Annotated in this window: 13 protein-coding genes; 7 read left to right on the top strand and 6 right to left on the bottom strand. The window is 67.6% G+C overall.

Annotation, left to right across the window (positions count from 1 at the left end; all coding sequences use genetic code 11):
- Positions 1–121 precede the first annotated feature (121 nt).
- Together AC6I6X_RS11965 and AC6I6X_RS11960 are read right to left on the bottom strand one after the other, a co-directional pair.
- On the bottom strand, positions 122–1,612 hold the full coding sequence (locus AC6I6X_RS11965; protein ID WP_497930746.1) for a small ribosomal subunit Rsm22 family protein: 1,491 nt from the start codon (positions 1,610–1,612) through the stop codon (positions 122–124).
- Entirely contained in the window at positions 1,609–2,415 is an 807-nt protein-coding gene (locus AC6I6X_RS11960) for a prephenate dehydrogenase (RefSeq protein ID WP_497930745.1), read from the bottom strand. Before AC6I6X_RS11960 ends, AC6I6X_RS11965 begins: the two co-directional genes overlap by 4 nt.
- Positions 2,416–2,610: 195 nt before the next feature.
- On the opposite strand from AC6I6X_RS11960, the gene AC6I6X_RS11955 reads away from it, so the two are divergent.
- Together AC6I6X_RS11955 and AC6I6X_RS11950 are read left to right on the top strand one after the other, a co-directional pair.
- Positions 2,611–4,563 carry a rhomboid family intramembrane serine protease gene (locus tag AC6I6X_RS11955; RefSeq protein WP_497930744.1) on the top strand — a complete coding sequence of 651 codons (1,953 nt, stop codon included), beginning with the start codon at positions 2,611–2,613 and terminating at the stop codon, positions 4,561–4,563.
- Positions 4,564–4,752: 189 nt separating this feature from the next.
- Positions 4,753–5,808 carry an NAD(P)/FAD-dependent oxidoreductase gene (locus AC6I6X_RS11950; protein ID WP_497930742.1) on the top strand — a complete coding sequence of 352 codons (1,056 nt, stop codon included), beginning with the start codon at positions 4,753–4,755 and terminating at the stop codon, positions 5,806–5,808.
- Positions 5,809–5,931: 123 nt separating this feature from the next.
- Here the strand turns inward: AC6I6X_RS11950 and AC6I6X_RS11945 are convergent, their stop codons facing one another.
- Together AC6I6X_RS11945 and AC6I6X_RS11940 are read right to left on the bottom strand one after the other, a co-directional pair.
- Complete coding sequence (locus AC6I6X_RS11945) at positions 5,932–7,116, bottom strand: M24 family metallopeptidase (protein ID WP_497930741.1); 1,185 nt, start codon at positions 7,114–7,116, stop codon at positions 5,932–5,934.
- Between the two features lie 97 nt (positions 7,117–7,213).
- Complete coding sequence (locus tag AC6I6X_RS11940) at positions 7,214–7,588, bottom strand: Ig-like domain-containing protein (protein WP_497930740.1); 375 nt, start codon at positions 7,586–7,588, stop codon at positions 7,214–7,216.
- Between the two features lie 143 nt (positions 7,589–7,731).
- On the opposite strand from AC6I6X_RS11940, the gene aroA reads away from it, so the two are divergent.
- The 5 genes from aroA to AC6I6X_RS11915 all read left to right on the top strand — a co-directional run bounded on the left by aroA (position 7,732) and on the right by AC6I6X_RS11915 (position 13,325).
- Positions 7,732–9,024, top strand: a complete 1,293-nt coding sequence (aroA, locus tag AC6I6X_RS11935) for a 3-phosphoshikimate 1-carboxyvinyltransferase (protein WP_497930739.1) — start codon at positions 7,732–7,734, stop codon at positions 9,022–9,024.
- A gap of 315 nt (positions 9,025–9,339) precedes the next feature.
- Positions 9,340–10,446, top strand: coding sequence for a branched-chain amino acid ABC transporter permease (locus tag AC6I6X_RS11930; protein WP_497930738.1), 1,107 nt, complete (start codon positions 9,340–9,342; stop codon positions 10,444–10,446).
- Positions 10,447–10,499: 53 nt separating this feature from the next.
- Positions 10,500–11,828 carry a branched-chain amino acid ABC transporter permease gene (locus tag AC6I6X_RS11925; protein ID WP_497931286.1) on the top strand — a complete coding sequence of 443 codons (1,329 nt, stop codon included), beginning with the start codon at positions 10,500–10,502 and terminating at the stop codon, positions 11,826–11,828.
- Positions 11,821–12,627, top strand: coding sequence for an ABC transporter ATP-binding protein (locus AC6I6X_RS11920; RefSeq protein ID WP_497930737.1), 807 nt, complete (start codon positions 11,821–11,823; stop codon positions 12,625–12,627). Before AC6I6X_RS11925 ends, AC6I6X_RS11920 begins: the two co-directional genes overlap by 8 nt.
- Complete coding sequence (locus AC6I6X_RS11915) at positions 12,627–13,325, top strand: ABC transporter ATP-binding protein (protein ID WP_497930736.1); 699 nt, start codon at positions 12,627–12,629, stop codon at positions 13,323–13,325. The genes AC6I6X_RS11920 and AC6I6X_RS11915 overlap by 1 nt, the downstream gene beginning before the upstream one ends.
- Positions 13,326–13,355: 30 nt before the next feature.
- On the opposite strand, the gene AC6I6X_RS11910 is transcribed toward AC6I6X_RS11915, so the two are convergent.
- Both AC6I6X_RS11910 and AC6I6X_RS11905 read right to left on the bottom strand, forming a co-directional pair.
- The gene (locus AC6I6X_RS11910) at positions 13,356–14,594 is read right to left on the bottom strand and encodes an ABC transporter substrate-binding protein (protein ID WP_497930735.1); all 1,239 of its coding nucleotides are present in this window, start codon (positions 14,592–14,594) and stop codon (positions 13,356–13,358) included.
- Positions 14,595–15,004: 410 nt separating this feature from the next.
- Entirely contained in the window at positions 15,005–18,907 is a 3,903-nt protein-coding gene (locus tag AC6I6X_RS11905; RefSeq protein WP_497930734.1) for a PAS domain S-box protein, read from the bottom strand.
- Positions 18,908–18,980: the final 73 nt, after the last annotated feature.

Here is an 18,980-nt window from a genome sequence, read left to right as displayed (position 1 = left end):
GACGATGGGGAGGTCGATAGCGCTCGTCAGAGATACAGAGCGCGAGTCGATCGGACTGCTTTCTCTGGAGAGTTCTACTGGATGTGCCAGGTGGGGGTCGAAAGGCCAAATTCCTCGGCACCTATGCGATCGGATCGACGATCGTCTCCTCGTCGACGACGAGGTTGTAGGCCTCCTCGTCGTCGTTCCAGAGGGCGAGGATCCGCTCGAACGCCAGGACCGCGCCGTAGTCGGCCTCGAGCAGCGCCCGGTTGAGCGACGTCTCCGTCGTGAGGACGGCGTAGTGGTCGATCGACTCGCTCCCGTCGCTGATCTTGAACAGGGGGTTGGCGTCGCCCTCGCTCAGCGAGCGACTGAGTTTCGCCGCGACGAGATCGATCCGGTTCGTGACGTGGCGATCCATCTCGGCCATCCGCGCCCACTCCTCGCGATCGAGGTCGAGGTCGATCCGTCGTCGGCCGTCCAGTCGCAACTGGGAGTAGGCGAACTGGACGTCGACGTTGACGAACTCGCCGGGGGCGTGCTCGTCGTCGCTCTCGGGCGTGGCCTCGTCCAGTTTGCGCTGGAACGACGGTACGTCGAGGTCCGGACGCACGTCGAACGACCAGCCCCGATCGGACGGGGTGTGGCCGGGCCACAGCCGGACCGTGGGGCCGTAGACGGTGACGGTGCCGGTCCCGTTCGCGACGTCGATTTCGCGCCCCTCCAGCGATCGTTCGAGTTCGCGCAACTGGATCGCGGTGTTCCTGTCCGCGGGTGCCATCGCGAGGAACGTCCCGTCCGGAGCGAGCAGTTCGAGGTAGCGCTCGGCGACGGCCTCCGGGGCGTCGAGTTCGCTCAGGACGTTACACGCCAGCACGAGGTCGAATCCGTCGTCGGGTGCGGTCGGATCGAAGCCGTCGGCGGCGTTCCCGTCGGTCACCGCGGCCGGGTCGAACGCTTCGGCGGTCGTCCGGTGGATCGTCGTGTGGACGTTCCGGCCCGTCTCGGCGAGCAGTTCCTCGAGGACGTCCGCCGCCGCGCTGGGTTCGATCGCGCGGTAGTCGAGCAGGGCGTCCCCGGGCAGGTAGTCACAGAGTCCGAGCGCGGGGCCGCCGACGCCCGCCCCGACGTCGAGCACGCGCACGTTACGGCCGAGCAGGCCCCGATCGGCCAGGTCGTCCAGCGCGTACTGAACCGCCGCGTAGTAGGCCGGCAGGTGGTAGATCGCGTATCCCGCCGCCACGTCGTCGTCGTACTCGACCGGCCGTCGCTCGAGGTAGCGCTCCTTGAATCGGCGGATCGTCGATCGGAGCAGGTCGCCCGTCCCGTCCTCGTGCCAGCCCACGCCGTAGCGATCGACCAGCAGGTCCTCGAGTCGGGTCTCGTACGCGGCGGGGACCCGTTCGGCGGGGCCTCGACGAGGGGCGACCGGTTCCTCGTCGACTGGGACGAACGTCCCGTCGTCACGTTCGATCAGTCCGAGGTCGGCGGCGTCCTCGCGAAGGTGCTGGCGGACGACGGCCGGATGCGGATTCCCCTCGACGTAGTCGCAGATCTCCTCGGGATCGATCGGGCGAACGTTGCGCAGGTACTTCGCGTTCGATCGGATCGCCTCGCGCTGGTCGCTCACCGATCGTCACCCCCGGTCGGGCCGTCGGTGACCGCTGGCGAGTCGTCCCCGCCGGTCGGTCCGTCGCCGCGGTGCCACCGGGCCGCGGCCTCGCGGTACAGCGTCGCGAATTCGTCGGCGTCGGCGGCGGCGACGGCGGCGGCGGCCTCGGCGACGGAGTCGGCCCCGTCGAAGGTCTCCTGGATGTCCGCGTAGACGCGCGGCGTCCCCTCGGTCATGGTTTCGGCGAGCTTTCGAAGGTCGGCGTAGATCGGCGTCTCGAACCCCTCCGGGACCGATTCCGCCGCGAGGGCGAAAGAGAGTACGGCGGCGTGGGTCGCCGCCTGCACCGACTCCATCGCCTCGTCGTGTTCGGCCGCCGTCGTCTCGACGAGGTCGTTCTCCCGGGCCGCGAGCGCCTCGAGCACGGCGTCCGTGGTCGGGCCGGGTTCGTCGCGGACGACGGCGATCGATCCCGGGGCCCGTTCGGGGGCGAAGAGCGGGTGCAGACTCGCACGCTCGAGCCCCGGGGCGTGTCGCGCCATCGCCTCGAGCGGCGGCCCCATCACGCCGGAGACGTCGAGGATCGCCCGCTCGGCCCGATCGGCGTGGGTCGCGATGGCGTCGACGGCGTGGGCCATCGGCACCGCGACGCAGACGACGTCGTAGCTGTCGGTCCCCTCGAGTTCGGCGACCGCCCCGTCGACGGCGTCAGCCGCCGCGGTCGCGGCGTCGGGTTCGACGTCGGCGAACGCGACGTCGGCGTCGACGGCGCCCCCGAACCACGTCCCCATCGACCCCGCGCCGACGATCAGTACGTCCATCGGGCACGTCTACCGCCCGCCGTCGCAAAAGCCGTTCGATCGATCGGCTGGCGCGAGGTTCGCTCGAAGCGACGGGTCGTCGGGACCGCCGTGTGAGGAGTGCGTTCGATGCTGTCGGGAACTCGGCCGTCGAGGGCTCCAGTCTCCGTCCGATCGACCAAATCTTTGTGCTCCCGCCGGTCCAACGACTACCCGATGCCGATCACACCGACGCAGGTCGTTCTCGTTGTGGCGGTCCTCGTCGCGCTCGGGTTCGCCTGGCTCACTGCGGGAAAGGGGCACTGGCGATCGCTCGTCGCGGACCGGTTCGTCTACGGGGTTCCGTGGGGGACCGCCGTCACCGTCGCGATCGTCGTCGCGTTCTACGTGCTGGTCCAGAGCAACGTCCGCCACGTGTCCGATCCGGTCACGCTCCCGTTCGTCACGTGGTCGTACTTCTACCCGACCGGACTCCTCACGGCCGGGATCGCTCACGGCTCGCCGGGCCACATCGCCTCGAACATGGCCGGGACGCTCGCGTTCGCGCCGATCGCCGAGTACGCGTGGGGCCACTATCCGCCGTCGACCCGATCGAGGGGCGAGCACGGAGCGGGCGCGGACGGCACACGCGCCGAGGGATGGCTCGCCCGCCCGTGGGTTCGCGCCGTCGTCGTGTTCCCGGCCGCGCTCCTCGCCGCCGCGTTCCTGACCGCGGTGTTCGGGCTGGGGCCGGGCCTCGGGTTCTCCGGCGCGGTGTTCGCGATCGCCGGCTTCGCCGTGGTGACCTACCCGATCTCGACGGTCGTCGCCGTCGTCGCGGCGAGCGCGCTCCAGACGCTGTACCTGGCGCTTTCACAGCCGATCGTCCGGGAGACGATCGATCCGGGCGCGCCCGCGCCGCCGGCGTGGGCCGGGATCGGGTTCCAGGCCCACCTGCTCGGCTTCCTGCTGGGCGTCGTCGTCGGGGCCGCCCTGCTGGGACACCGCGGGCGGCGTCCGGCGGCCGAGCGGGTGTTCTTCGCGGCCCTGTCGCTCGGCCTCGTCCAGTCGCTCTGGCTGCTCGTCTCGAGCGGCGACGACGTCTACACCCTCTATCGCGGTGCGGGCGTCGTCCTCGTGATCGGCCTGACGCTTCTGCTCACCGTCGCGATCGCGGGACGCGCCCGACCGCTACCGCGTCCCCTCTCCGTCCTCCCTCGCGCCCCCACGCGGCGCCGACTCGCGATCGGCTGGCTCGCCGTCCTCGCGGTCGGGGTGCTCGCGGGTATCGTCGCGGGCGTCGTCCGGGACGACGTCCCGCTCGCCCCGATGGTGGGGGCCTCGCTCGTCGCCGCCGTCGTGCTCGCGCTGCCGGCACTCCCGCCGATCGTCCCCGATCGAATCTACGCGGGCCCGGTGACCCGTCGCGGGGCCGCGTTCGCGCTCCTGGTCGGCCTGACCGTCCTCGTCGCGCTCCCGAGCGTGCCGTTCAACCTGCTGGTCGTCGGGAGCGACGCCGTGCCCGGTTCCGGGGGTGTCGCGGTCGGCGGCTACACCGTCACCTACGAGGAGAACGCGACCCCCGGTCAGACCCCGATCGTGGACCCGGACGGTGTGGGTGAGGACGAGGCCTTCCTCGATGTCCAGCAGAGCGGCCTGTTCGTCGTCAACGACGACCGCGAGATCTGGACCGTCGGGGAGCGCGCGGCCGTCATCGCCCACGAGGGCACCGCGTCGGTCGAACTCGGCGGGATCGGCTGGCGGGAGACCGTTCGCGCCGAGCGCACCGGCTGGGACGTCGTCGGCAACGAGAGCGCCTACGTCGTCGATCTAAGGCACGACGGCGAGACGACCCGCTCGTTCGCGTCGGATCCGGTGCGGGCGGCGGCCACGATCGACGGCCGCGCGATCGACGTCGCCCCGACCGACGATGCGTTCCTGCTTCGGGTCACGAGCGACGGGGACCTGGTCGGCGAAACCGAGATTCCCGCGGTGAACGGGACGGCGACGGTCGGCGACGTCCAGTTCGCCACCGAACGCCCGGAGACCGACGACGGCGACGGGAGCGGCGGCGATGACACAGCGGGCAACGACACTGATGGCGACGCGGCCGACGAGCGCGTGCGCGTGTTCGCGTCGATCGACGAGACCGAGGTCCTGATCGCCGAGCGGGAGACGTACGCCGACTGATACGGACTGCTGTAGTCAATTACCGCCGATCGCCGACCCCGTCCTGGTGATCGGCGGTAAATAGTTACAGCAATCCGTATGAGTCGCCGTCCGATCGGCCGGCACGATCGCCTCGTGTGTTCCCGCCGCCGGCCCCGGCCGACACTGTTAGCACACGGGTTCTTCATGCGCCGGCCTCGAACACCGACTATGACACGGATCGGAATCGTCGGCGCGGGCGCGGCCGCGGCGGCCGCGACGTACGCCCTCGAGGAGACGATCGACGACGCATCGGTGACGGTTCTCGAGAAGTCCCGCGGCGTCTGCGGCCGGGCCGCGACGCGACGGCGCGACGGCGTCGTCTACGACTACGGCGCGAACTACGTCAAGTCCGACGACGATCGGGTGGTCGACCTCCTGACCGAAACGCTCGACACCGACGGACTGGTCGACATCGCGGAGCCCGTCTGGACGTTCGACCGCGACGGAACCGTTTCGGAGGGCCGGGACGCCGACGAGCACAAGTGGACCTACCGGCGGGGCCTCACCCAGCTCGGCAAGCGGCTGTTCGCCCGGACCGACGCGGCCGTCCATCGCGAGACGCGGGTGGAACGGCTGATCCGCGAGTCCGGCGACGGCACCGGCACTCCGCAGTGGCGACTCGAGGACGACGACGGCGAGTCGTGGGGCCCCTTCGACGTGCTCTGTCTGAACCCGCCGGCACCCCAGACGGCGGCCCTGCTCCGATCGGCCGCGTGGGACGCCGATCTACGCCCGCGACTGGTCGAGGCGATCGGTGACGTCCCCTACCGGACGGTCTGGACGGGTGTCTTCCACTACCCGTTCGAACTCGAGACGCCCTACTACGCGCTGGTGAACACGGACAAGGCCCACGAGATCGGCTGGATCGCCCGCGAGGAGTGCAAGCCCGGCCACGTCCCCGACGGCGAGTCCGTACTGGTCGTGCAGGCGAACCACGACTGGTCGGTCGACCACTACGACGCCGACCCCGAGTCGAACCTCGACGAACTGTCGTCGATGGTCGCCGACGTCCTCGACGACGATCGACTCACGAACCCCGACTGGACCGACCACCAGGGGTGGCGGTACGCGCAGCCGGAGGGGCAGGTGCGCGAGGGACCGATTCGCGCGGCGGAGGAGGCGAACTGCTACTGTCTCGGCGACTGGGTCGCCGGCGAGCCGCGGGTTCACGCGGCGTTACGAAACGGACTTGACGTCGCCGAGCGGATCGCGCGCTCGCGGTGAGCGGACTACTCGATCGACGGCTCGTTCGATATCCGCGCCCTCATACGGATTGCTGTACCGATGTACCGGCGCAACCGCGATCCGGGCGGCGGTTGCGCCGGAACTGACTTACAGTAAACTGTATCACTCGATCGTCGGGCCGGAGCCGATCGGGTAGTCGGTCAGGTTCTCGTAGCCGTCCTCGGTGACGACGACCAGGTCCTCGATGCGGACGCCGCCGATCGCGGGGTCGTAGATCCCGGGTTCGATCGTGATCACGTGACCGGGTTCGAGGTCGCCGCCGGCGGGGGAGACGTTCGGCTGTTCGTGGATGTCGAGGCCGACGCCGTGGCCCGTGCTGTGAATGAACCCCGTCTCCGTTCCCGGATCGCTCCGGAGCGTCTCGTAGCCGGCGTCCTCGATCACGTCACAGGCCGCATCGTGAACGTCGGCCCCGGTTACGCCGGGTTCGATCGCGTCGAGGGCGGCCTCGTGGGCCGCCCTCGTGACCTCGTACCGTCGTCGGGCCTCGTCGTCCGGGTCGCCGACGGCGACGGTTCGGGTCATGTCGGCGAAATACTTCGTCTCCTTGTCCCGCGGGAAGATGTCGATCACGATCAGTTCGTCCGCCTCGAGCGGCCCGCTGCCCCGATCGTGCGGGTCGGCGGCGTCGACCCCGCAGGCGACGATCGTGTCGTCGAGCGCACAGCCGTGGCGGATCAGCGTGATCTCGATCTCCTCTTTGACGCGTTCGCTGGTGAGCGGGTCGCCCTCGTGGACGAGGACGCCGTCCTCGACGTCCGCGGACGCGATGAGGTCCTCGGCGGCCGCCATCGCGGCCTCGTTGGCCCGCTGGGTCGCCCGGATCTGCTCGATCTCCCACTCGGTCTTGATCGCGCGGACGTCCTCGACGATCCCCTCGGACTCGACCGTGACCTCGACGCCGCGATCGCGGAGGCCGTCGGCGGTTCCCGTCGGGAAGGACCGCGGGACGGCGATCGACTCGACGTCGTGATCGGCGAGGAACGCGGCCACGCCCCGAATCGTCCCCTCGTACTGCCCGTACTCCGCGATCAGGTCCTGGTAGTCGTAGGCCGATCGGCGCGTGACGGTGTCCGCGTCCGCGTCAGAACTGGCGCGGCCGTACTCGAGACCCGAAACCAGCAGGTGGACCCCGCCGTCCGCGGTGACGAGCGTCTGGTAGGCGTCCGGCGCGTCGAAGCCGGAGACGTACCGCTGGTCCGAGTCCGAGGCGTCGTCGTCGATCAGGTAGCCGTCCAGCCCCTCGTCGTCCAGATACGAGAGAAGCGGCGACAGATCGGTCTCCATGTCCGGTGATGTGCGATCGGCCCACATAATTGCCCGGATTCCGCTCACGGAGACGCCTCGCGTCTCGACGGCGCGATCGCAACGCGGCGGTCGACGGTCAGCACGCGTCGAAACCGTACTGGATTTCCGTCTCGCGGAGCGTGACACGGACGGTCCGACAGTCGCGGCTGTTCCACTGCTCGGTCTTCGTGCTCCCGCCCGTCACGTCGGTGCGAAGCGTATACTCCGTCGCCGGATCGGTGACGTCGAATTCGATGTCGTCGTCCGGTCGGAGGTCGTACGTCCGCCTGAAATCGACCACCCCGTCCGATCGGATCAATTCGACCGAGACCGTTCGACCGGTGCCCGCCCGGTTCCGAACGGTGCCGTCAAGGAGGTCTACGCTGGCCCTCCCGAACGTACACCCTGTAAGGACGCTGGCGGCCGCTGCCGTCCCGGAGACGAGCAGTCGACGGCGGGAGGCGGAGCGCATCGTCTCGCGGTTCGAACGGAAGTGGAGTATGCGTTACGGGATCGGAATCGGAATCGTTCGTGAGGTCGGAACGGGCCGGACGAAGACGTCCGGAATTCTACCACCACCGGTATCGTGATAGGGCGGCCGGACGAGGACCCCGTATGGACGTTACCATCTCCCCGTCCCGTGTTCGCGGACGGGCCCGCGCGCCGCCGTCGAAGAGCTACACCCACCGGGCGATCCTCGCCTCGGGATACGCCGACAGCGCGACGGTTCACGACGCGCTCTGGAGCGCAGACACGCGGGCGACCGCCCGCGCAGTGACCCTGTTCGGTGGCTCCGTCTCGCGATCGGCCGAGGGGACACTCGAGATCGAGGGCTTCGACGGGCGCCCGGACGTGCCCGCGGACGTGATCGACTGCGACAACAGCGGCACGACGATGCGACTGGTCACCGCGGCGGCCGCGCTCGCCGACGGCACGTCGGTGCTGACGGGCGATGAGTCGCTCCGATCGCGCCCGCAGGGCCCGCTTCTCGAGGCGATCTCGGATCTCGGCGGCGAGGCGGAAAGCACCCGCGGGAACGGCCAGGCGCCGCTGGTCGTCAGCGGTCCGATCGAGGGCGGCACGGTATCGATCCCCGGCGACGTCTCCTCGCAGTACATCACGGCGCTCCTGCTGGCGGGCGCGGTCACCGACGAGGGGATCGAGGTCGACCTCGAGACGGAACTCAAGTCCGCACCGTACGTCGATATCACGGTCGAGGTGCTCGAGGCCTTCGGCGTGGAGGCCCGCCACACCGACGACGGGTTCGCGGTCCCGGGCGGCCAGCAGTACCGACCCGCCGACGGCGAGTACCGCGTCCCAGGGGACTTCTCGTCGATCTCCTACCTCCTCGCGGCGGGTGCGATCGCCGGCGACGGGACGGTCACGATCGAGGGCGCACAGCCGAGCGCGCAGGGCGACACCACCATCGTCGACGTCGTCGATCGGATGGGTGCCGACGTCGAGTGGGATCGCGACGCGGGGACGATCGACGTATCGGCGGCACCGCTGTCGGGGATCGAGGTTTCCGTCGCGGACACGCCGGACCTCCTGCCGACGATCGCGACGCTCGGCGCGGTTGCGGACGGCGACACCCGGATCGTGGACGCCGAACACGTCCGCTACAAGGAGACCGATCGCGTGAGCGCGATGGCCGACGAACTCGGATCGATGGGCGTCGAGACGACCGAAGAACACGACGCACTGACGATCCACGGCGGCGAGTCGACGCTCGAGGGGGCGACCGTCGACGGCCGAGCGGACCACCGGATCGTCATGGCGCTCGCGCTGGCCGGCCTGGTCGCGGACGGCGAGACGACGCTCGAGGGGGCCGAGCACGTGGACGTCTCCTTCCCCGGTTTCTTCGACGTGCTGTACGACCTCGGCGCGTCGGTCGATCGGCACGACTAGTCGTTGGTCTCCGTCAACTCCCGATCGGGCCGGCCCGCCGCTCGAACGCTCGAGAGCGATCGGCGCGTCGGCGTCAGCGCGTCGTCGACCGCGATATCTCGGCCGTCCCTGGTACCGTACGACCGGTGCGCGCGATCGGACTTCCAAACGTCCGTGTGGCAGTCTCGGCCAGGGTTACGTTCCGTGGACTGAGCTATCGGATACAGCGAGTTAGTCGTCGATGTACTTCGCTCGTCCTTCAGATTATTCCCACAACGAGTTATTACTGATCGCTGTCGCGTGAAGTATTATCCATGTTGCTAGCTAGGTAATACCATGGCGCTCGCAGCTGGTCGACGGTCCCTTACGGGGGTGACGATCGAGCAGTGGTTCGGGATAGTGCTGCTGGCGGGCCTGGGCGTATTGTTCCTCGACCTCACTCGTCGACTCGCCCTCGGTGACCTCCAGTTCAGCACGTTTTCGCTGTTCCTCTGGCAAGGTCTCGTCGACGGGTTGATCGTCGCGCTCGCCGCCGCCGGCCTCTCGATGACCTACGCTATTCTCAAGTTCGCGAATTTCTCGCACGGCGACCTCGTCACCACCGGCGCGTTCACCGGCTGGACCGCCGCGTACGTCGTGGGGGGAACCGGGGTCGCCGAGTTCGGGTCGCGAATACTGCTGAACGCCAATCGTGGAACCTCCGCCCGCGAACTCGATATGAACCTGTTCGGAGCACCGCTCGCGATCGGCGTCGGCTTGCTCGTCGCGGCGCTCGGAACGATTCTCGTGGCGCTGGCGATCGATCGCCTTGTGTACAGGCGGATGCGAAACGCGGGCGGCATCCCGCTGTTGATCGCGAGCGTCGGCGTCGCGCTGGCGCTGCGATACCTGATCGTGTTCGTCTACGGCGAGCAGACACGCGGCGTGACGCGGAGTTCGCCGTCGATCGACCACGAACTCGTCTTCTGGACCGATTCGTTGCATGTCCACCAGTTCACGCTCGTCGTCGTCGGGGTAGCGCTGATGATTTCGCTCCACCTCCTCCTGCAACACACCAAACTCGGAACGTCCATGCGGGCGATGGCCGACAACCGGGATCTCGCGCTGGTCACCGGCATCCCGACCGAGCGAGTGATCCTGATGACCTGGATCATCGGTGCGGGACTGACCGGCATGGCCGGCTATCTGGTCGTCTTAGAGCAGGGGACGCTCAGCTTCAACACGGGGTGGTTCCTGCTCCTGTTGATCTTCTCGGCGGTCATCCTCGGTGGAATCGGGTCTGTCTACGGGGCGATCGCCGGCGGATTGATCATCGGGCTGGCGACGAACGTCTCGCTGGTGTGGATTCCGGGTGATCTGACCAACGTCGCCGCGTTCACGCTCATGATCCTGATCCTCATCTTTCGGCCGTCCGGGATCTTCGGGGGGGTGGAGACGGCGTGACCCGCGATCGTCGCTTCTCGACGGACGGGGGCGATGTCACCGGGAGGGCGGAGATGCCGACCGCTCCCGACCCCGACGGCCGCCCCCGCTGGCTCCAGGACGTCATCATCATCGGAGAGGCCACGGTCGTGGTGTACGGCCTCTTCGTCGTCCTCGGTTTCGCGGCGGGACTGGACTTCAACGGCATCGTCAGCACCCTCCAGCAGGTCACGCTGCTGGCGGCGTCGTTCGCGCTGGTCGTCCTGGCGCTCAACCTCCACTGGGGGTACACGGGCCTGTTCAACATCGGAGTCGCCGGCTTCATGGCCGTCGGCGCCTACACGACGGCGCTGACGACTGCCGCGCCGGACGCCACGTTCCCCGGACTCGGACTGCCGCTGTGGATCGGCATTCCGGCGGGAATCGTGGCCGCCGCACTCGTCGGGTTCGTGGCCGCGCTGCCGGCGTTGCGCCTCCGTGCGGACTACTTCGCGATCGTCACGCTGGCGTTCGCGGAGGTGATCCGCCTGCTGTACAACTCGAGCCTGCTCAGGGAGTTCGAACTGTTCGGCACCGAGTTCGGAACCGGCGGCGGACAGGGAATGTCCTTCCCGAACCTGCGGAACACGATTTCCCGGCGGCTCCTGTACGTCGGCGGGGACCCCGAAGCGGGTCCCACCCTCGTCGGACGACCGTTCCTGGCAGTCGGGGACGCACTGGAGCTAAGCACCTCGGTCGTCGAGGGGTGGGCGTACACCGCCGTCCTGGTGGCGCTGGTGCTCGTCGTCTTCGTCCTCATCACCCGGATCGGAAACTCCCCGTTCGGACGGGTGCTGAAAGCCATCAGGGAGGACGAACTCGCGGCGCGATCGCTCGGCAAGAACACCGATCGCGTGAAGATCAAGGTGTTCATGGTCGGCTGTGCGATCATGGGACTCGCAGGTATCGTCTGGCAGGGACGTCGGGGCTACATCGATCCGAACCTGTTCCTGCCGATCATCACGTTCTACATCTTCATCGCGCTGATCATCGGCGGGTCCGGGTCGAACACCGGAAGCGTCGTTGGGGCGCTCCTGTTCGCCGGATTGCTCTTCGAGGGGCCGCCGTTCGTACAGCGCATCGTGGACGCGACCTTCGACCTGCCCCGAACTACGACGCTCTACGACGGGGTGATCGCGCTCGGTGACCTCGATCCGATGCCGCTTCTGGGGTACACGGTGGCTGAACTCCCGAATCTTCGATTCGTGCTCTTCGGCGTGGTCCTGATCGCGCTGATGATCTACCGGCCGGACGGGATGCTCGGCCACCGGAACGAACCGGCCTCGCCGATCGATCTGACGAAAGAACGGCCACCGAGTGAACGCGGTACCTCGTCAGAGCAGGGAGGTGAGTCGAATGAGTGATACAGTGGTCGACGAATCGGCGCGTGCGGAGACGGACATCCTTCGCGTGTCGAACCTGGAAAAGCGATTCGGTGGCATCACCGCGGTCGACGGTGCCAGTTTCGAGATCGAACGAGGGTCGTTGACGGGGCTCATCGGCCCGAACGGGGCCGGCAAGTCGACGACGTTCGATCTGATCACCGGCGTCTACGGGGCGGATGCCGGTCGCGTGATCTTCCAGGGCGAGGACGTGACCGGGTTGGGACCACAGCAACTGGTGGATCGCGGGCTGGTTCGGACCTTCCAGATCAGCCGGGAACTCAGCGGCATGACGGTGCTCGAGAACATGCTGTTGGCGTTCCAGGGACAACTCGGCGAGTCGCTCTGGCGAACGGTCACCCCCGGCGTTCGGGGGTCGCTCGTCGAGCAGGAACGAGAACTGCTCGATCGCGTCTGGGAAACGCTCGAGTTGTTCGAGATCGACCACCTGGCCCACGAGGACGCGGCGAACCTCTCGGGCGGCCAGCGAAAACTCCTCGAACTCTCCCGGGCGCTCCTGACGGATCCGGACATGCTGTTGCTCGACGAGCCGATGGCCGGCGTCAACCCGACGCTCGAGAAGAAACTCCTCGATCGCATCCACGAACTGCGGTCGCAGGGGTACACCTTCCTCCTCGTCGAGCACGACATGGACGTCATCATGAACAACTGTGAGACGGTGATCGTCATGCACCAGGGGCAGGTGCTCTCCCGGGGCACTCCGGAGGAGATACAGGGGGACGAACGCGTCATCGAGGCCTATCTCGGGGGTGAGGTCTAGTGCTCGTCGTCGATGACCTCGACGCCGGATACGGGGACCTCCAAGTGCTCGACGGGGTCGACCTGACGGTCGAGGAGGGGGAGTACGTGGTCGTCGTCGGCCCGAACGGCGCGGGGAAGTCCACCGTGATGAAGTCGATTTTCGGACTCACTGCCTCCTTCGGAGGCCGGATCGAGTTCAGGGGCGAGCGGATCGACGGGCGGCGGCCCGAGGACATCATCACCTACGGCATCGGATACGTTCCACAGAACGACAACGTCTTTTCGTCGCTCTCCGTCCGTGAGAACCTCGAGATGGGGGCGTACATCCTCGACGAAGTGCCCCAGGACGCGATGGATGCGGTCTTCGATCGGTTCCCGGTTCTCTCGGAGCGTCAGGACCAGAAGGTCGGCACGATGAGCGGCGGGCAACAGCAGATGGTGGCGATGGGGCGGGCGTTGATGCTCGATCCCGATCTGCTGATGCTCGACGAACCCTCGGCCGGTCTGGCCCCCGACCTCGTCGACGACATCTTCGATCGGATCGACGCGATCAACGACGCTGGAACGGCGGTGTTGATCGTCGAGCAAAACGCCAAGAAGGCGCTTCGCCGGTGCGACCGAGGATACGTTCTGGTCCAGGGTCGCAATCGCTACGAGGACACCGGGGACGCGCTGCTCGCCGACGAACAGGTCCGACAGGACTTCCTGGGTGGGTAATTCGTCCGAAAACGGCGATCGTCGGCCTCGCTACTCCGACCCCGCCTCGAACTCGACCTGTTCTTCTACGGTCAGTTCGAAGTCCTGGAAATCGAAGATGTCGAACACGGCGGCCTGTGGATCGCCGTTGTCGTCGAACACGACGGCACTCGAGGCACCTTCGTAGGTGATCTCCTCACCCGACGCGGCCAGGTCGACAGCCTCGGCGAGGTTCGACGGGCCGACCGTCTCGCCGTTCGGGTTCGCGACGGCGCGCATCTCGTCCCGGACGGCCGGACCGTCGTTTTCGCCCGCACGGGCGTTCGCCAGGATCATGACGGCACTCGCGTCGTACGCCTGGGCGTTGAAGACCCCGGGTGCTCTCCCGAACTCGTTTTCGTACAACTCGTCGAATACCTCGACCTCGGGGCCGGCCGCGGCCGGAGCGGTTCCCAGGACGTTGTTCATCGGGTTGTCGACCTGGTCCGGGAGGTCTTCCTCGATCAGGCCGTCGGTGACGATGACGGGTAGATCGGGGTCGAAGTCCGCGTAGAAGTCCCGGAAGATCTGCACCCCGCTGACGGGGAACGCGATCACCAGGAGGAAGTCGGGGTCGTCCGCGAGCGCGCTCTGGAGAGCCGAGGTGTACGACGGCTGTTCCGGTTCGAACGCCTCGGACGCCGTGATCGTGCCGCCGAGTTCCTCGAACGTCTCCTCGAACACGCCGGCGAGTGCCTGTCCGTAGGCGTCGTTCAGGGCGAACGTCGCCGCACTCCCGAAGCCGCGGTCCTCGAACGCGAGTTCCGCGATGACCTCCCCCTGTAACGCGTCGCTCGGCGCGGTCCGGAAGACGAAGTCGTCGTCGTTGATGTCCGTGATGTCCGGACTCGTGCTCGCCGGCGAGCACATGACGACCTGGTTGGGAACCGCGACCTCCTGAGCGACGGGAATCGTCACGTCGGACGCCGCCGCGCCGGTAAACATCGGGAACCCGGCGTCGACGAGCGACTGTGCGGCACTGATTCCCGTCTCGGAGAGCGTCTGGGTGTCTTCCCGCTGGACCATCACGTCGAACGGACTGCCCTCGTCTGCGAGTTGAATCGCAGGGAGTTCGGCGCCGTCGGCGATCGGTCCTCCGAGTTCCCCCAGGTCACCGGATTCCGGCTGCAGGATCCCCAACATGATCTCGCGGCCCTGCGTATTGCCCCCTGCGCCGAGCGTACCCGTGAGGGATAGCGCCCCCGCACCACCGATACCAGTTAGTACGCTTCGCCTGCTGGTTCGAACCATGGTATTCGTGCAACGCAATAACTGAAATAGGTTTCATATCACGGTTCTAGCGGACAGATGTTACCATTTCTGGTTAATATAATAAATTACATATTTACGCGCTAATACTACTATTACCCCTCGTCCGGGCGCCGGGCGGCTACTGGCCGACGTCACCCTATACCAGTAATTTACCCGCCCAGACTGGTCTCAACTGTCCCTATCTCCGACTATAAGAATCGTTACCTTCTAGCCGGACGAACAATTTTAGCGGACACGCTCGGTCCCGGGACGGTTCGCGTTGGAACGGATTTTCCGCGCTCGCGACGAAGCGGACGGCGGCCGAGAAGAGGCCCTCGAAGGCCGGAGGCCCCGCGTCTTACTCGTGCTCCCGGTTCGGGCCTCGTTCGAATGGGCCAGGTCCTCTCGCCTCAGTACTCGGCGGCCGGTAGCGTGAACGACACCGTCGTTCCCTCACCGGGTTCCGACTCGACCCAGATGTCGCCGTCGTGCCGTTCGACGATCCGTTCACAGAGCGCGAGGCCGATCCCGGTTCCGTCGTGTTCCTCGTGGCTGTGGAGTCGCTGGAACACCTCGAAGATGCGATCGGTCTCGTCGGGGTCGATCCCGGTCCCTTCGTCGCGGACGGAGACGATCCAGTGGGTTCCGTCGGTTTCCGCGGCGGTTCCGCGTCGTTGCGCGGCGTCACGCGCCTCGCGGCGCTCGGCCGTGATCTCGACCCGCGGCGGGTCGTCGCCGCTGTACTCGATCGCGTTCGAGAGCAGGTTCTGGAACACCTGCCGGAGCTGACCGCCGTCGCCGTGGACCGCGGGCAACGACTCGCTCGTGATCTCGGCGCCGGTCTCCTCGATCCGTAACTGCAGGTCCGTCCGGACGTCGTCGACGACGTCGTCGAGATCGACCGTCTCGAACGGGTCGCCGCGCGTCTCGACGCGGGAGTACTCGAGCAGACCGTCGATCATCTCGCGCATCCGCTGGGCCCCGTCGACCGCGTAGTCGATGAAGTCCTGCCCGTCCTCGTCGATGTCGTCGCCGTAGCGGCGTTCGATCAACTGGAGGTAACTCGTGACCATCCGCAGGGGCTCCTGCAGGTCGTGGCTGGCGGCGTAGGCGAACTGCTCGAGGCGCTCGTTCGACGCCTCGAGTTGTCGGCGGTACTCCTTGCGTTCGGTGATATCTTGCACGACGAGCATCCCCCGGTGGTCCTCGCCGGCGGGCGCGATCGGGAGCGTGTGCGCGAGCAGTTCGCGGCCGCGGTATGTCACCTCGAACGACCGTTCCTCGCCGTCGAGGGCGGCCCTGAAGTGGGGTTCGATCTCCGCGAACAGGTCATCCGGATACCGCTCCGCGATCGATTGCCCGATCATATCGTTCCGGTCGACCCCGAACTCGTCGACGAGTTGGCCACCCGCCGCGGTAAAGCGCAGGTCGCCGTCGAACAGCGCGACCACGCCGTTCGGGAAGTTCTCCGCGAGCGTGCGGTAGCGCTGCTCGCTGGCTTCGAGTTTCCGCTGGCGTTCCTTGCGCTCGGTGACGTCCCGAACGACGCCGAGACGCTCGTGTTCGCCATCGGGGCCCGAAACCCGCGTGACCGTCGCCTCGATCGGGACGCGCTCACCACTCTTCGTCTCGATGTTCGTCTCGATCGTCGACACGCCCGCGTCGGTCGCGGCGGTTCTGGCCTCGCGCATCACCGTCTCGTCGACGACGAGCGAGGCGTGACTGCCGAGCAGTTCGTCGCGATCGTAGCCGGTGAGTTCGGTGTAGGCCCGGTTGACGGTGGAGAACTGGCCCTCGGCGTCGAGGGCGTAGATGCCGTCGTCCATGGTCTCGACCACCGTCTCGTAGGTCGCCAGTTCGCGTTCGCGCTCCTTGCGCTCGGTGACGTCCTGTGCCGTCGCCATGCCGGAGACGACGCGGCCGTCGTCGTCCCTGATCGGGACCGCCTGGACGCGCCACTCGCGATCGGCGTACTCGATTTCGGCCGTGCGTTTGTCGCCGTCGAGCGCCGCGCCGAGCGTGGCTTCGAGGGGCGAGGCCGTGTCGTCGGGGAAGACGTCTCGCGGGCGACTCCCCTCCAGGTCGGCGCTGGAGACGGGCAGGTTCGCGAAGCCTTGCCCGTCGGCGAGCGTGTACTCGAGGTCCTCGTCGTACATGACCACCACGCCGCCGGGATAGGACTCGGCCAGCGTCCGGTAGCGCCGTTCGCTCATCTTGAGTCGACGGACGCGCTCCTTGCGCTCGGTGATGTCCCGGAAGTACACCGACAGGCCGGTCTCGGAGGGATACGCCTGGATCTCCATCCAGATGTCGAGCGATTCGGAGTAGCGCTCCCACGAGACGGGTTCTTGCGTCCGCATCGCTTCGTGGTACCGATCGAAGAGGTCCGTACTGGCGTCGGGAAAGCGCTCCCAGATGTTCTCGCCGAGCAGTTCCGTCCGGGAGTAGCCGAGCAGTTCCTCGGCCCGCTCGTTGACGTGCGTGAACCGCCACTCCTCGTCGAGCGCGTAGAACGCGTCCGAGATCCGTCCCAGCACCTCGCCGAGTTCGCTCTCCAGTTCCCGCTTGCGTCGTTCGAGTCGTCGCTCGTGTTCCTTGAGGCGGGTGATGTCGTCGGCCGTCGTGACGACGCGTTCGACCGCGCCGTCGCCGTCCAGAACGGGGGCCGCGTTCACCGACACCCAGATCCGATCGCCCGACGGGCCCTCGATCGCGAGTTCCTCGTCCGTCACCGGGTCGCCGGTGGCCCGGACGCGTGCCGCTGGCGTCTCCGCCGGATCGAGTACCGTGCCGTCGGCGGTCGAGACGCGCCAGTCGCCGTCCCGGTTCGAGCCGTCAGTACTCGCCCACTGTGTGAGGCCTGGAACGTCCTCGGCACGCCGGTTCGACAGCACGGTCTCCCCGTCGGCGTCGTGGACCGCGATCGCGATCGGTGCCGTCTGGAGCAGTCGTTCGGTCTGCGTTCGCTCGCGCTCGAGCCGTCGGTCGTGCTGGAGGCGATCGAACGCCGCTTCGAGGCTCGACGCGGCGATCCGCGCGAGCGTCAGGTCACTGTCGTCGAACGCGCCCTCCCGCGTGGAACCGGAGACGACGACCCCGTGATCCCCGATCGGAAGGACGATCTCGCCCCGGATCGGCGTCTCCTGGTCGTAGGCGTCCGCGGCCGTCCTGACGTCGTCGTAGATCGCCGGTTCGCCGGACTCGTAGACGCGCCAGGCGACCCCCTCGCCGTCGAACGTCGGCAGTTCGTCGAACATGGTCGCCGCGCGATCCGTCCACGCGACCGGTTCGAGCGCCTCCCCCGCGTCGTCGGCGAGAAACACGCCGTTGACCTCCAGTTCGAGAACGTCGGCGAGCGCGCGACACGCCCGATCGGCGACCGCCTCGCGAGACTCGCCCTCGAACCACTCGCGAACGGCCGCGTTCAGGTCCCGCAACTGGGCCGCGTGTCGATGCCGCTCGGTGACGTCGTAGTAGAGTTCGATCCGACCACCGGCGTAGGGTCCCGAGTCGATCGGCTTGCTCCGGTGTTCGAGCCAGCGTTCCTCGCGATCCTCGCCGGGCGTGACGTGACACTCGAAGCGTTCGACGTAGCTGTTGTCGTCGTACGTCGCCGTCACCGTCTCCGCGAAGCGCTCGTCGTCGTCGATCCGGGTTCGAATGGTCCCTTCGATCAGGTCGCGTTTGTCGCGTCCGAGGGTATCCGCCCGGTCGAGGCCGAAGTACGCCTCCGTCGTCTCGTTGATCCACGCGACCTCGAACGTCTCGTCGAGGACGAAAACGCCGACCTCCGCCTCGTCGAGGACGGATCGCATGGAGCCGTCGACCGGGGTGCGGGCCGGATCCGAGTCGGGGCCGGTGGCGGGGCTGTCGACTCGTGGGGCGTCGGCGTCTCGTGTGCGCTCGTCGCGTTCCCGGACGATCCCGATCGTTCCGCGTCGCGTCCCGTCGATCGTGAGCGGACTGCAACGGACCGCACACTGGAGGGCCGTCTCGCCGTCGGTCCGGAGCGCGAGATCCCGCTCGACGACGCGATCACCATCGGTCTCGCCGACTCCGTCCAGTCGCCGATCGATCGCTGCGAGGTCCCGGTCGTCGAACAGGATCGAGGCGTGTTCCCCGAGGAGATCCGACCGGGCGTACCCGGTCAGGTCGACGAGTCGATCGTCGACTGCGACGATCGTGTCGTCGGCGTCGAGGTGGAAAACGCCCCCGTCTATCGCGTCGGCTACCGTCCCGTACCACTGGAGCCCCAGCACATCGGCCCCCTCCGACTGGACCGTCAGCCCGGAGTCGGTGACCCGCTTGCTCATGAACCCAGAGTGGCCATTGCGGCGGATAAACCCTCGGCCGCAGCCTCACGGCTGTTGACGCGTTCGGCGGGCT

The sequence above is a fragment of the Halosolutus sp. YCN4 genome, from assembly GCF_059736495.1.
Note: the sequence above shows the minus strand (reverse complement) of the source record. Positions and strands in the feature narration are given on the sequence as shown.

Bases quoted from the DNA above. Each gene is read 5' to 3' on its own strand.
- AC6I6X_RS11920 (WP_497930737.1), top strand. From the start codon at position 11,821: ATGAGTGATACAGTGGTCGACGAATCGGCGCGTGCGGAGACGGACATC.
- AC6I6X_RS11925 (WP_497931286.1), top strand. From the start codon at position 10,500: ATGCCGACCGCTCCCGACCCCGACGGCCGCCCCCGCTGGCTCCAGGAC.
- AC6I6X_RS11905 (WP_497930734.1), bottom strand. From the start codon at position 18,907: ATGAGCAAGCGGGTCACCGACTCCGGGCTGACGGTCCAGTCGGAGGGG.
- AC6I6X_RS11945 (WP_497930741.1), bottom strand. From the start codon at position 7,116: ATGGAGACCGATCTGTCGCCGCTTCTCTCGTATCTGGACGACGAGGGG.
- AC6I6X_RS11930 (WP_497930738.1), top strand. From the start codon at position 9,340: ATGGCGCTCGCAGCTGGTCGACGGTCCCTTACGGGGGTGACGATCGAG.
- AC6I6X_RS11955 (WP_497930744.1), top strand. From the start codon at position 2,611: ATGCCGATCACACCGACGCAGGTCGTTCTCGTTGTGGCGGTCCTCGTC.
- AC6I6X_RS11950 (WP_497930742.1), top strand. From the start codon at position 4,753: ATGACACGGATCGGAATCGTCGGCGCGGGCGCGGCCGCGGCGGCCGCG.
- aroA (WP_497930739.1), top strand. From the start codon at position 7,732: ATGGACGTTACCATCTCCCCGTCCCGTGTTCGCGGACGGGCCCGCGCG.
- AC6I6X_RS11910 (WP_497930735.1), bottom strand. From the start codon at position 14,594: ATGGTTCGAACCAGCAGGCGAAGCGTACTAACTGGTATCGGTGGTGCG.
- AC6I6X_RS11960 (WP_497930745.1), bottom strand. From the start codon at position 2,415: ATGGACGTACTGATCGTCGGCGCGGGGTCGATGGGGACGTGGTTCGGG.
- AC6I6X_RS11940 (WP_497930740.1), bottom strand. From the start codon at position 7,588: ATGCGCTCCGCCTCCCGCCGTCGACTGCTCGTCTCCGGGACGGCAGCG.